This is a genomic window from Clostridium sp. 29_15 (assembly GCF_001916075.1).
Taxonomy (GTDB): domain Bacteria; phylum Bacillota; class Clostridia; order Clostridiales; family Clostridiaceae; genus Clostridium; species Clostridium lentum.
In genome coordinates, this window is the sequence record NZ_MNRT01000041.1 from 35,623 (window position 1) to 49,332 (window position 13,710).

Sequence of the window (13,710 nt, forward strand, 5' to 3'; positions counted from 1 at the left end):
TCCCCTTTAAACCAACTTTTATTTTTTAATATAGATTCACTTTCTATAGTTTATATTACCATATTTTATATTATTTTCCAATTATTTTTTTTATTCCTTTTTAGAAAAAAGAACTGTAGCACTAAATAATTAGTGCTCAGCTCCTTTAAATTATCTATAGATTTTTAAATTTAGCTAATAATTTACTAAAAAATCCTTCATCATCTGTTTTAACTGTTTTTTTATTCTCTACTTTACTACTCTTTTTATTTTCTGCTTTTATGGCTTCTGTCCTCATAATAAATTTAATATTGCCAGTCATATTTTCATTTATTCCTGAGTATAATCCATAGTCATCTGCCATTTTCACTAACTCATTTTTTACATCTTTCAATTCCTCTATAGAATCTACTGCCTCATTTCCCAAATTACAAATTTGATCTAGCCCCTCTTCTTTTATCTGCTTTGTTCCATCCACAAGCTTACCTGTGGCTTCTAACACCTGTTTTGATTTATCTCTCAATGTGCTAGTACCACCTGCTAATTCACTACTACCTTCAGCAAGCTTTCCTACTGCATCACTTAACACTGATCCTCCATCAGCAAGTTCATTTCCTCCTTTTGCCAAGGCTTCAACGCCTGTACTTAATTCGCTTGAAGCAGACTCTAATGTCTTTCCTCCTTCTGACAAGCTATTGCTTCCTTCTGCCAGCCTACTTACTCCATCTTTCAAAGTACTAGTTCCTTCAACTAACTTACTACTTCCTTCCGCTAACCTATTTACTCCTGATTCCAATTCACCAGAAGCACTTTTTAAACTTGAGCTTCCTTCTGCTAAATTACTTGTTCCTACATATAATTCATTAGCTCCATTTACCAAATCATTACTTCCAGCATATAAATTAGTAACTCCTTCTTTAATTTGCAAAGCACTTGTATTTATATTATCTGCTCCATTAACAAGAGCATCAAAATTTTCCATAAAAGAGTTGGAGCCCTCTGACACTTCACTTAGCCCTCCCTCAAGCTGACCTGCTGCTAATAATGCTTCATTAGATTTACTTATAACTTCATCTATTCCTTCTCTTTGTGCTGTTGATACATAACTTAAAGAATTACTTATATTAAGTAATTGTTCTGCTGCCTCTGGATTTGATTCTTTTATAGCTTCATATACCTGATTTATTTGAAGATTTAAACCATCTATAATATCAGTAGAATCTCTTAGACGTCCTATATCATTTATTCCTTCACTTAGTCCAATCTTAAGTTGGGAACTGCCATCTTTTGCTGCCTTAATACCAAAATCTATTTGATTATATCCATCTCTTAAACTCTTTATACTAGATGTAAATCCATTTACCCCTTCTGTAAATATACTTTCTGAATCATTTAAACTTGCTAACCCTTCATTTAATGAAGTAGCGCCAGCAGCTAATGTTTGCATATTATCATTGACAGTATTTATTCCATTATCTACTGCAGTTATTCCTCCTTCAAGTCCTGGAATCTTACTTTGCAATTCATTTAATCCACTATTTAGTTCTGTTGTTCCATTATATAATTCCGGTGCTTTATTATTTATTTGACTAATACCATCATTTAATTCTCTTGCTCCATCACTCATATCCTTAATACCCTGAACTAATTCAGGAGACTTTCCATACAATTGATTTATTCCATCCCTTAATTCTATCATTCCAGCTTTTATTGTAGGAATCTTATCATTTAGCTGTGATAATCCACTATTTAAATCTTCACTGCCTGAAGCAGCCTTGTCTACCCCTTCATCGAATAAAATGTAATTTTCTTGTAACTCTTTTTGTCCATTTAGTAGTTCCTCTCCACCTTCTTCTAATTGATTTAATTTATCTTTTATATCTGAAAAAGATTCTACTTCATCTAATCCATCAAGTTCTTCATTAATAACTGTACCCACTAATGCTATATAAGGTACTTGAAAATCTGTAGTATTTCCTTCTATCTCTATACTATCCTTTAACTGAATATCAAAAATATTTTCCTTTTTCTTAATACCCTTGGTTAATTCATTTAAATTCAAAGACTCCTCTAATCCTGGTATGGAAATTAAAGTTATCATTGAATTGCTTCCATCATCTATAATCTTCCCTGCACTTACCTTAATATTAGAGAAAACATCATTAGGCAATATACATTCTGTGGCTGTCAATATTGGAAGATATATCTTTCTATCTTCTCCTTTAATCCTCTTTGTTTCATATTTATTATTCTTTACATTAATACTTATCTTAAATGATCCTTCTTTGCCTAAAACATCTTTAGGATCCACTTCTTTATTATTAAATTCATATTTTATTTCTATACTTAAAGGAAGCTCTTTTTCACTATTGCCTTCATAATATAATTCATTAGAATTAACATTCCATTTTAAAGTCTCACCATTTATCTTCGCTTTCTCATCACTTTTAACATTTTTTATATTACTCAAAGATGATTTATCTTCAAATTCACCTAATACCTCATCACTACTTATTTTATCTGATACAATATTACTTGTTGGTTTTCCATTTTCATCTAAAATTACATATACAGTTTCATCCTTATGCATTTCCCCTGCATAAGCAGTAAAATTACTCATTGTTGTTGCCATAACAACTAAAAATACTAATTTTTTAGATAATGACTTTCTTTTCATTTACTTTTCCTCCTTCTTACATATTATAAAAGATTTACTTGTTTTTACAATTATACCTTCAAACATTAATAAAACCCCTGGTAATACAAATAGTATAACTAGCATACTTATTATTGCTCCTCTGGCCATCAACACACATAGTGAACTTATCATTTCCAATTCTGAAATAATCCCTACTCCTGCTGTAGCTCCAAAGAATGTCAATGCACTAGTTATTATTGATCTTGATGAACTTTGTAATGCTTTTATCATTGCTTCCTTCTTATCATTAGTGTTTGATAACTCTTCTTTAAATCTTGAAGTAAGAAGTATTGCATAATCTACTGTGGCTCCTAATTGTATTGTTCCTATTACGATTGATGAAATAAATGGAATTGTGGTACCTGTGTAATACGGTATTCCAAGATTTATAAAAATAGCTAGTTCTATGGCTAGCACTAATAGAACTGGTACTGATATAGATTTAAATATGACCATAATTATTAAAAATATTGCTACTATTGAAAATATACTCACCTTTTTAAAATCACTATCGGCTATTGTTACAAGGTCATTGGTAAGTGGTGCTTCCCCTCCAACTAATCCTTCTGGATCATATTTCTTCACAATCTCATTAATTTCATCTAACTGCACTGCCACTTCATTGGTAGCTGATTTATATTTTGAATTGACAATAATTCCTTCATAGCCACCTTTCTTTACCTGTTCTAATAACTCATTAGGCAAAAAGTTTTCTGGTATTCTAGATCCTAATACAGATTCTAATGCTGCCGCCATGGTAACACCATCTACATTATTTAATTCTTTAACCATTTCTTTAACCTTATATCTATCTAAATCATCTCTCACCAAGATAATGTTGGTTGATACCATATTAAACTCATTCTTCAACTTATCATTAGCAACTATTGAAGGTAAATTATCTGGCAGTGACTCATCAAGATTATAATAAACACTAGCCTTTTCCTTACCTATAGCTGCTGGAATTAATATCAATAGAGAAATTAAAACTATTACTTTATGATGTTTAATAATAAAACTACTGCTTTTTTGAAAAGTAGGTAATATATTTTTATGTTTGTACTTATGAATTACTTTATCGAAAGTTAAAACTAAAGCTGGCAATATGGTAATTGTACAAATAACTCCTATAACAACTCCTTTTGCCATTACTAATCCTATATCTTTTCCTAAAGCTAAATCCATAACACATAGTGCTAAAAAACCTGCTACTGTTGTCAAAGCACTCCCCACAACAGATTCTATGGTAGCTTCAATAGCATTAGCCATGGCTTCAACCTTATTCTCTCTACTTTCCCTCTCCTCATCATACCTATGAAGCAAGAATATTGAATAATCCATGGTAACTCCAAGCTGAAGTACTGCTGATAAAGCTTTAGTTACATAAGATATATTTTCAAAGATCACATTTGATCCCATATTATAAATAATTGCTATTCCTATACTTGATAAAAAAACAATTGGTATTACATATGATTCCATGGTAATTGATAGGATTATAATTGATAATATTACTGCTATCAGTACATAAATAGGAGTTTCTTTATTAGCCAGATCTTTTGTATCCTTTATCACCCCTGCTACGCCACTAAGAAAAGCTTGTTTCCCAGCAATCTTACGGACATCACTTAAAGCCTTTTCTGTTTCAGTACTGGCATCTGTGCCAGCAAATTTAATTATCATTAATGTGGATTTTTCTGAATAGAAAATATCTCTGATATCTTCTGGTAAAATTTCTTTTGGTACAGATAAATCTATTGCATCATCAATCCAGATAACATCATTAACCCCTTCTACCTTCTTAACTTCTTCTTTTAATTTGCTTACATCTTTGTTTTCCATATTTTCTACTATAAGCATTCCTAATGATCCACAATCAAAATCATCTTTTAAAATAGATTGTGCAATCCTCGTATCTAATTCATCTGGTAAATATCCTAAAATATCATAATTAACATCTGTCTTTAAATATCCCAATACTGATGGTATTAATAAAAGAAATGCTATTACTAATATAAGCATCCTACTTTGGGCTATGGCCTTTGATACTTTATTCATCTCTATTCCCCCTCTCGTTGTGATACATTTTAAACTGACTAGTTAGTTTAAGCAAAAGGAATTTTATGGTATTTTTTTACATTTAATCTATCCAACTTTTATTTTGCTTGATTATCACTGTAATTCTTTATTAAACAGCTTATATCTTTGTTTTTAATTAGTAGTACTAATTTTTATTAACTTTTTATTAATTAATTTTAATTTTTTCTGTATCAAGCTAAAAAGAGCCTATTTCTTATAAAATTTATTTTTTTATTATATTTACAAATTTGTAAAAGTTATTTTTAATTAAGAAATATTTTTTAACTAAAAATAAATGTTTCAGACTATTCTATAAATTATGATATTAAATATATTTTAATGTATACTATCTTTAGAGGTGATTTTATTATGAATAACAATTTAGATATCATTACTGATTCTGGACATGAAAAAATAGCCTTAGTGCTAAAATCATTGATAGTTGGTATTATTACATCATTAGTTGTTATATTATACCGATTTGCATTATCATATGCAGAAAAAATAGCCTTTAATATTTATGAATATATTTCTAAAAATAAATGGGCTATTCCTCTATGGTTTTTAATATTATTTTCCATTGCATACATAGTTGGTAAATTAATGGATAAAGAGCCTTATATCAGTGGCAGTGGTATTCCTCAAATAAAAGCTATAATGGGTGGATATATAAAAAATAGACCTGTCAGTACCATAATAAATAAATTTATCGGTGGAACTCTTTCAATTCTAGGAGGACTTTCTTTAGGTCGTGAAGGTCCTTCTGTACAACTCGGTGCTTGTACAGGCGATCTCATAAGCAAGTTTTTTAAAAGTTCAAGGCTACAAAGGCGCCTTTTAATAAGTAGTGGTGCCAGTGCCGGATTATCAGCTGCTTTTAATGCACCATTATCAGGAGTACTTTTTTGCTTAGAAGAAATATATAAATATTTTTCTCCTGTTGTTTTATTATCTACAACAGTAGCTGCTGTATCCGCAGATTTTATTTCAAAACACTTTTTTGGCTTAAATCCAGTATTCAACTTTACTTCAACTAGTGCATTACCACTTAAAAATTATTGGATTTTACTTTTTCTTGGCATAATGCTAGGAGCTCTTGGTTCCTTTTATAATTGGGCAACATTACTTACTCAAAAGTTATACAACAAAATTAAGTTATCTACTTCTATGAAATTATTAATTCCTTTTGCTTTAGCTGGTATTTTAGGACTCACATTTCCAGTATTACTATGTGGTGGACATGCAGCTCTTGAAGAATTTTCTCTAAGTAATACATTATTGCTTTTATCTTTAGTTTTTATTGGTAAATTATTATTTTCTATAATTAGTTTTGGTTCAGGAGCTCCTGGTGGAATATTCTTTCCTTTACTTATTATTGGTGGATCAATTGGTTCAATATTTGGATATATATGCATAAATTACTTTTGCATTAATGAAACCTACTTTACAAGTTTTATTATATTATCTATGGCAGGTTACTTTACTGCCATTGTCAAAGCTCCTATAACAGGTATAATTTTAATTACTGAAATGACAGGTTCCTTCAATCATTTGCTTCCATTATCAATAGTATCAATTATCGCTTACATTATTGCAGACTTATTGAACAGTGCCCCTATTTATGATTCATTAATGGAAAATTTACTGCTTAAAAATAATATTAATGAATATCATAAACATAGCAAAAAAAAAACTCTAATAACAAATATGGTTCACTATGGCTCATTAATAGAAAAAATGTCTGTTAAAGATATTAATCTTCCAGAAAATACATTAATTGTATCTATAAATCGTGGTGAAATATCTATCACACCAAATGGTAATACAATAATTAAGGCTGGTGATGAAATCATTACCATGACAAATCTTAAAGATGAATGGAAGGTTAGAAAATTTATGGATGAATTAACAGAAAAAGAATATACAGACCCAATGGAGTAATACTTTAAAAAAATAAAAAAGCTATCTTAACATTTAACTTAAGATAGCTTTTATTATCCTCTATTTATCCATACTTTTAATAATTCTTGAAATATAGCTTAAAGTATGAAAATCTCTATCAATGTTTTCTTTTATATATTTCATCCCTTTAATTAAGGTTTCCTCTGAAAATCTTTCCTTTAAAATCATTATTGATAATCCGTTTATTGAACCGTCTTTTGTATCTAATACTCTAGATTTCTTAATATATTCATTTTCCATTGCAGAAAGAATTGCCATTTCTAATTCATTATTAATATCTAAATGTGGCATTTCATCATATACTCTAATCTTAGGACTGTTTATATCAAAATTCTTTGCTGTACTTAAATCACAACCTACAAAAATTGTATTGATAAATTTAGCGTCTCTAAAATCTACATTTGCAAGACTTGCACCTTCAAAAATTGCATCTTCGAACTTAGCTTCTCTAAATTTACACCCCTTTAAGTTTGATCCTATAAATTCCGCTTCTTTAAAGCTACATCTATAAAAATTACATTTCTTAAAATGCGCTCCTCTTAAGCTGGTAAAATCAAAATTTGATCCTGAGAAATCACAATTATAACATTTACTTCTTTTTAAATTTTTATATACAAAATTTTTATTAATTTTACTTGTATTGTCATAAATAAAGTTTTCCGGTGTACTTCTATTTATTGCCATTATTACCTCCATACATATAACTTTTTATTGGTACTATTTAAATATCAATCCTTCTTATGTATAGTATATGTAGTTTTGGTAAAAGTCAACGAAATAATCTAAAAAGTCCTATTAAAAATCTCTTCTAAGTTGTGATTTTAATTTCTTCATCACTAAGTTCTATTCTTTTTTTCTTGGGCTCCATATATCCTTCTACCCTTGTAAATATATCTGTCTTATTCTCATTAGTATTTTCAATAACACATGTTCCTCCGTACATATTACAACTTTCTGATATATACTGTAACAATTCTACTGCACCTTTAGAATAATTTAATAATTTCACTCTAACTAAAAGCCCTCCAGGATTTAACGAAAACCTATAACTAATGTCTTCATTACCATAAATAAAGTCTAAATCATTAAAAACTTTAATATTATCTGGAAACTTTATATAATGAAACTCTACAATTGAAGCAAACCATCTTTTTATTTCAAAAAACATTTTTATGGTATATTGAATATTAGCAATAACTGCCTCAAACTCATCTTCATGTATTTCAATAACTTTTTGATACCTTTTTTTAGATATCTTTAATATGCTATTTAATTTAAACCACTTATCTTCTTTTTCAATAGTCAGCACCTTAAGCTTTCTTTGTCTTTTGCTATTACTTTTTAAAATATAATTGAAAGTAATCCTAGGTTTACCTTTAAAATGCTTAACTGATGCTTCAAGTTCTCCAAAATCATTAGATTCTATATAACTAGTTATCTTGTCCATATTTATTTCTCCTTAGAAATTTCTTACTTTATTATCGCCTTATATTAAGTTTTCTTAATTATGTTATCAAAAAAACATATTTTTTCCTAATATATTTGATCTATATTTATATTATAACTTTATTTTACACCTTCTTATATCTAAATATATTACAGTTTTATTACATTTTTGTAATTCTATTTTTATAATTAAAAAAGAAAAGCATTAGGTATTTCCTAATGCTTTTCATGTTGCGAGATAATCCATAAGCGGAGTTCTGTATTAAGCAATCATCTATCTAGGCTTACTGTTGCCAGCAAGCTCAAGCGACACACCACATGGCGGGACGGGCCGCCCCATAAAGCCATTACTCGGTCTTGCTCCAGGTGGGGTTTACATAGCCGATATGTCTCCATACCGCTGGTGAGCTCTTACCATCACCTTTCCACCCTTACCAATTGCTTTAAGCAAACTCAAATCCTAAGATTTTCTGGCGGTATATCTCTGTTGCACTATCCTTCAAGTCGCCTTGACTGGCCGTTAGCCAGCACCCTGCCCTTTGGAGCTCCGACTTTCCTCTCCTAGCTTAAAGCTAGCAGCGATTGCACGTATCACTCGCAAGATTTATATTATCATAAATTCTATAATAAAACAAATGTTTTTTAGATAAATTGTAAAATTATAAAAAGCATTATTATTATTAACCAACTGTAAAAACTTATGCCAGATAATAAAAGGGTCAATATCATTAAAACCAATACACAAATGCGTGCTCTTGGATTTGGAGTACTTGGTAACTTATGACTATTTTTAATAGCACAAATTACATCATTAACAGTATCTCTAACCACTTTGCCCCAATCTGTTTTTTTAGACATATGTTCCTCCATAAAAATCTTGCTTATAATTATTTATATGCAAAAATAGAGCGTAAATCGCTCTATTTAAATAAGTATTTATATAAATGTATATGGATCTTTACATTTTTTACTTTCTATAACTTCTACATCCTTAAAATCTTTATATAAACCTTCCATAACCTTTAAGAATATAGTCCACTCTGATCCAAAATGCCCTATATCTATAATGTTTATTCCCATTTCTTTATAATCTGAAGTAAAATGATATGTAGTATCACCTGTTACCACAGTATCTGCTCCCATTGCTACTGCTTTACCTATAAAATCCTGTCCGCTACCATTGATTATTGCAATCTTCTTAGCACTTTCATTACCTTTTACCAATCTTCCATGGTTAATTCCTAATGCTGCCATTACTTTTTTAGCATAATCTTCTATGGAAACTTCCTCTTCTAACAAACCTATTCTTCCTATTCCAGCTTTATTATCTTTAAAATTTACTTCTATAAGCTTACTTTCTTTTAATCCTAATATTTTTGCTATAGTTTCATTCATACCATTTTTAGCACTATCCAAGTTAGTGTGAGCAGAGTATAAGGCTATATCGTGCTTTATAAGCTCCATAATCTTACTTCCCTGTAAAGTATCAGTTGTTATACTACTTGGCTTTCTAAAAATCAATGGATGATGAGTAATAATTAAATCTACGCCATTTATTTTAGCCTCTTCAATAACCTCATTTGTGCAATCAAGAGCAAGTAATATTTTAGAAATACCTCTCTTCTTATCACCTACCATTAATCCTACATTATCAAAATCTTCCTTGATATATTTAGGAGCAAAATCTTCAATTAATTTTATAATATCACTTAATAACATCATAACTATATCACCTTATTTTATAAATAATTCATCATGGAATTTATTATACTAATTTTTTCTTCTACTTCTTTCTTTCTCAAAATAGCACTTTCGCTATCTTCAGATATGAATCCTAATATTTTAGAATAATTTTCTATTTTACTTTCTAGATATTCTTTCATTAAAGGATGTTTTTGTTTTAATAACATTGGACTTACTTCATAATAGATACTGTCTAGTTCAGTTGCATGATCTTCTGCTCTTTTAACCTTAAATAATTCATAATAAACACCTTCATCAAAACATAAATCTTCTTTTATTATTTCATAATTATTTTCATATAAGTATTCTCTTAAAACTTCTGGATTTTGTGCTGGAACTAATATTAATTCTTCTAATGAATTTACCTTTTCTATATCAGCTTCAAGAATATCTCTTATTAAATTTCCACCCATTCCAGCAATAACAACTGAATTAGCTTCTTTAATTTCTAATGGTTTTAGTCCAGAACCTAATCTAAAATCTATTTCATCTCCAACTATACCTTCAAGAATAGCATTTAATTTAGCCTTATCTAAAGGATCCTTATTTATATCACATGCAATTACCTTATCAGCCTTTTCTCTTTCTAAAGCTAAAAGGGGAACATATCCATGATCAGTTCCTATATCTGCTAAACATCCAACTTTATCTAAGCTATCTACTATAAATTCTATTCTTTTACTTACATCCATTTTTCGTACCTCTTTTTCTTCGTATTTTAAAAATATTTATCTACAAAATAAACAATTTAATTTATTAATGTACATTTTAATATTTTTATTTTCTCATTATTTTCCATGAATCACAAAATATAAAAATTAGCACCACAAGGTGCTAATTCTTAATCTAAATAATCTTTTAATTTCTTACTTCTAGATGGGTGTCTTAATTTTCTTAAAGCCTTTGCTTCAATTTGTCTAATTCTTTCTCTAGTTACATTAAATTCTTTTCCTACCTCTTCTAATGTTCTTGCTCTTCCATCATCTAATCCGAATCTTAATCTAAGTACTTTTTCTTCTCTAGGTGTTAATGTATCTAAAACATTGATTAATTGTTCCTTTAACATTGTAAAAGCTGCAGCTTCAGCTGGTGCTGGTGCATCATCATCAGGTATAAAGTCTCCTAAGTGTGAATCTTCTTCCTCACCTATAGGTGTTTCTAATGAAACAGGCTCTTGAGCTATCTTTTGAATTTCTCTTACCTTTTCTACAGGTAAATCCATAACTTTTGATATTTCTTCAGGGAATGGATCTCTTCCTAATTCTTGAAGTAATTGTCTTTGTACTCTTATAAGCTTATTTATAGTTTCTACCATGTGTACAGGTATTCTAATAGTTCTAGCTTGGTCAGCTATAGCTCTTGTTATCGCCTGTCTAATCCACCATGTAGCATAAGTAGAGAATTTATATCCTTTTCTATAATCAAACTTCTCTACAGCTTTAATTAAACCTAAATTTCCTTCTTGAATTAAATCTAAAAATAACATTCCTCTACCAACATATCTTTTCGCAATACTAACAACAAGTCTAAGGTTAGCTTCTGCAAGTTTTTTCTTTGCATATTGGCTTCCTTCTTCTATTTTCTTAGCTAATTCTATTTCTTCTTCTGAAGAAAGTAGTGGCACTTTACCAATTTCCTTAAGATACATTCTTACAGGATCATCAATTGCAACACCTTCTGGTATTGATAAATCTAATTCTAATTCTTCTTCTTCAACACCACTAACTTCGTTCATATCTCCTTGAACTTCAATTCCCATTGATTCAAGAACTTCATAAATCTTTTCAATTTGTTCAGGTTCTAAATCTATATGGTCTATTTCATCCATTATTTCCTTATATGTTAGTATACCACTCTTTTTACCTTTTTCAATTAAACTCTTAACAATAACCATTTTATTAGTTCTATCTTTATTTTCTTTTACCTTAGCTACGTTTGCTTTTGTTTTTCCTTCCACTAATCAATTACCTCCTTCATGACCACTTACCCTCTTTTTCCATTATTTAACCGTTGCATTAATTGTGATAATTTAATAGCTAATTTAATGGACTCTTCTACCTCGCCTTTACCTTCTAATACCTTTTGTTGTCTTTTTAAGTTTTCAATTTCAATTTTTAAATTTTGAGTTTTTATTTCATTAATAAAATCATCAATTTGCTTATTAACATCACCATCTAAGAATATTTTGCATTCTTTAATTTTTACTAGTTCTGCAATTGTTTCTGCAGAATCTAATTTGGACTCTAAGTAAGATATAATATTATTAATATTTTCCCCTCTACCCTCAATAATAACAGTGAAAATTTGTTTATGTTCTTCCAAAATAAAGTCTTTTTCAGATATTCTTTCCATTATATAGAATAAATACTCTGCTTCTATAATCATAAACTTAAGTAATGATCTTTCTGCCTTTATATATGCTGCTTCAGCATGTATTTTTTTTTCACTTTCTCTACTAAATCTGTTTTTGCTATTTTCCATAGCACCATTTAGCTTTTTACCTAAAATATCATATAAAGCTTGCTCTTTAATTCCTGTATTTTCAGATGCCTTTTTTATGTATACATCTTTTTCTAAAGGATTTAGATCTGCAATAATTTCCATAACATTTTGTGAATATTTAATTATTGCTTCAGTATTTCTAAAATTAATACCTTCTTCAGCTTTTCTAAGCCTGTAATCTATCAAGGGCTCTGCTGAATTTACTAATTTTAAAAATGCTTCCTTACCATTACTTTTTATGAATTCATCTGGATCTTTACCTTTTGGTATCGATAAAACTCGTACATCAAAGCCTGCATTCCTAAGTATTTCAAGTCCTCTCATAGTTGCCATTTGTCCTGCCATATCAGCATCATATGATATTACTACCTTATCGGCATATCTCTTTAATAACCTAGCCTGATTGATGGTTAGTGCTGTTCCTAAAGAGGCTACTACATTAGTTATTCCACTTTGATATAAAGCAATTAAATCCATATAGCCTTCAACTATAATAAAATATCTTTCTTGCATATTGCTTTTTAAAGCAAAATTCAAACCATATAAATTAGTTCCTTTTTGAAAAACTAAAGTTTCTGGTGAATTCAAGTATTTAGGCTTTGAGTCATCTAAAACTCTTCCTCCAAACCCTATAACCTTTCCTCGATAATCAAACACAGGAAACATTACACGATTTCTGAACCTATCATATTTTCTACCTTTTTCCGCGTTAATAGATATTAATCCTGCTTCAGTCATAAGTTCTTCAGAAAAACCTCTTTTTCTTAAGTGATAAATAAGACTGTTCCAACTATCATTTGAATAGCCTAAACCGAACCTCTTTATAGTTTCAATCTTTACTCCTCTATTTAAGAAATATTCTTTAGATTTTTGATTATTCATTAAATTTGAAAAGAAAAATCTTGCTGCCTCTACATTTATCTTATATAACAAATCTTTTTTTTGTGCAGTCTTATTATTTTCTTTATTACCAAAATCTAAATGTATATTTGCCCTATCTGCAAGATATCTTACAGCTTCTAAAAATTGCATATTTTTTGTCTTCATGACAAATGAAATTACATTACCTGCTTCACCACATCCAAAACATTTATAAATCTGTTTTTCCTGTGATACAGAAAAGGATGGGCTTTTTTCATTATGAAATGGGCATAATCCACTAAAGCTTCTTCCTGTCTTTTTTAACTTAACAGTTTCTGAAATAATATCTACTATATCATTTTGTTCTTTAATTTTTTGAATAATTTCTTCTGAAATCTGCAAGGAGATTCCCCTCCCTACTTTATATTTAAATTAATGCA

10 protein-coding genes and 1 other RNA gene are annotated in these 13,710 nt (G+C 29.3%); 1 reads left to right on the plus strand and 10 read right to left on the minus strand.

From position 1 onward, the window contains the following. Positions 1-154: 154 nt before the first annotated feature. Entirely contained in the window at positions 155-2,656 is a 2,502-nt protein-coding gene (locus tag BHW04_RS10300; RefSeq protein WP_302699554.1) for a hypothetical protein, read from the minus strand. Beyond that, positions 2,657-4,735 carry an efflux RND transporter permease subunit gene (locus BHW04_RS10305; RefSeq protein ID WP_302699556.1) on the minus strand — a complete coding sequence of 693 codons (2,079 nt, stop codon included), beginning with the start codon at positions 4,733-4,735 and terminating at the stop codon, positions 2,657-2,659. A 390-nt stretch (positions 4,736-5,125) separates the two neighbouring features. Between BHW04_RS10305 and BHW04_RS10310 the strand changes: the two genes are divergently transcribed. Continuing rightward, positions 5,126-6,697: a ClC family H(+)/Cl(-) exchange transporter gene (locus tag BHW04_RS10310; RefSeq protein WP_302631792.1), complete on the plus strand. Its 1,572-nt coding sequence runs from the start codon at positions 5,126-5,128 to the stop codon at positions 6,695-6,697. Positions 6,698-6,757: 60 nt separating this feature from the next. On the opposite strand, the gene BHW04_RS10315 is transcribed toward BHW04_RS10310, so the two are convergent. From BHW04_RS10315 to dnaG, 8 genes are all read right to left on the minus strand, one after another. Continuing rightward, the gene (locus BHW04_RS10315) at positions 6,758-7,402 is read right to left on the minus strand and encodes a pentapeptide repeat-containing protein (protein ID WP_302699558.1); all 645 of its coding nucleotides are present in this window, start codon (positions 7,400-7,402) and stop codon (positions 6,758-6,760) included. Positions 7,403-7,526: 124 nt separating this feature from the next. Next, entirely contained in the window at positions 7,527-8,165 is a 639-nt protein-coding gene (locus tag BHW04_RS10320) for a hypothetical protein (protein ID WP_302631859.1), read from the minus strand. A 229-nt stretch (positions 8,166-8,394) separates the two neighbouring features. Next, an RNA gene (gene rnpB, locus BHW04_RS10325) (RNase P RNA component class A) lies at positions 8,395-8,762 on the minus strand. Between the two features lie 44 nt (positions 8,763-8,806). Continuing rightward, on the minus strand, positions 8,807-9,022 hold the full coding sequence (locus BHW04_RS10330) for a hypothetical protein (protein ID WP_302699560.1): 216 nt from the start codon (positions 9,020-9,022) through the stop codon (positions 8,807-8,809). A 78-nt stretch (positions 9,023-9,100) separates the two neighbouring features. Then, the gene (locus BHW04_RS10335; RefSeq protein WP_302699610.1) at positions 9,101-9,883 is read right to left on the minus strand and encodes a Nif3-like dinuclear metal center hexameric protein; all 783 of its coding nucleotides are present in this window, start codon (positions 9,881-9,883) and stop codon (positions 9,101-9,103) included. Positions 9,884-9,903: 20 nt separating this feature from the next. Continuing rightward, on the minus strand, positions 9,904-10,599 hold the full coding sequence (locus BHW04_RS10340) for a tRNA (adenine(22)-N(1))-methyltransferase (protein ID WP_186834854.1): 696 nt from the start codon (positions 10,597-10,599) through the stop codon (positions 9,904-9,906). 149 nt (positions 10,600-10,748) lie between these two features. Next, complete coding sequence (gene rpoD / locus BHW04_RS10345) at positions 10,749-11,864, minus strand: RNA polymerase sigma factor RpoD (RefSeq protein ID WP_022212556.1); 1,116 nt, start codon at positions 11,862-11,864, stop codon at positions 10,749-10,751. Between the two features lie 26 nt (positions 11,865-11,890). Further along, positions 11,891-13,672 (minus strand): DNA primase, encoded by a 1,782-nt coding sequence (dnaG, locus tag BHW04_RS10350; protein WP_302699563.1) that lies wholly within the window; start codon positions 13,670-13,672, stop codon positions 11,891-11,893. Positions 13,673-13,710 lie beyond the last annotated feature (38 nt).

Excerpts from the sequence above, each read along its gene's own strand:
- BHW04_RS10300 (WP_302699554.1), bottom strand. The coding sequence starts at position 2,656 with ATGAAAAGAAAGTCATTATCTAAAAAATTAGTATTTTTAGTTGTTATG.
- BHW04_RS10305 (WP_302699556.1), bottom strand. The coding sequence starts at position 4,735 with ATGAATAAAGTATCAAAGGCCATAGCCCAAAGTAGGATGCTTATATTA.
- BHW04_RS10310 (WP_302631792.1), top strand. The coding sequence starts at position 5,126 with ATGAATAACAATTTAGATATCATTACTGATTCTGGACATGAAAAAATA.
- BHW04_RS10315 (WP_302699558.1), bottom strand. The coding sequence starts at position 7,402 with ATGGCAATAAATAGAAGTACACCGGAAAACTTTATTTATGACAATACA.
- BHW04_RS10320 (WP_302631859.1), bottom strand. The coding sequence starts at position 8,165 with ATGGACAAGATAACTAGTTATATAGAATCTAATGATTTTGGAGAACTT.
- BHW04_RS10330 (WP_302699560.1), bottom strand. The coding sequence starts at position 9,022 with ATGTCTAAAAAAACAGATTGGGGCAAAGTGGTTAGAGATACTGTTAAT.
- BHW04_RS10335 (WP_302699610.1), bottom strand. The coding sequence starts at position 9,883 with ATGTTATTAAGTGATATTATAAAATTAATTGAAGATTTTGCTCCTAAA.
- BHW04_RS10340 (WP_186834854.1), bottom strand. The coding sequence starts at position 10,599 with ATGGATGTAAGTAAAAGAATAGAATTTATAGTAGATAGCTTAGATAAA.